General features: G+C 64.2%; 1 pseudogene. It reads right to left on the bottom strand.

The annotated features are described in order from the left end of the window. Positions 1-229: pseudogene (locus SLQ30_RS33045) on the bottom strand (hypothetical protein); the annotation flags it as partial.

Here is a 229-nt window from a genome sequence, read left to right on the forward strand (position 1 = left end):
TCGTCGGGTGGTTGGAGCAGTTTTTCGGGTTGGTGGTAGAAGTTGGTGCGGGCTTGGCCGGTGTCCAAATGGGGTGGGCGGATCCATTCGACTTCGTGCTGGTCGTTGACGATGGTGCTCCAGCCGTCGGGGCCGACCATGCGGTTGTCGACGCCGCAGGCCAGCGTCATGTCGTCGACGTTGGTGTGGCCGCCCTCGATCCAGTCTTGGCGGGCGTGGTGGACTTGGG

Origin of the sequence: Mycobacterium sp. RTGN4, assembly GCF_033804635.1 — a bacterium.
GTDB lineage: Bacteria > Actinomycetota > Actinomycetes > Mycobacteriales > Mycobacteriaceae > Mycobacterium.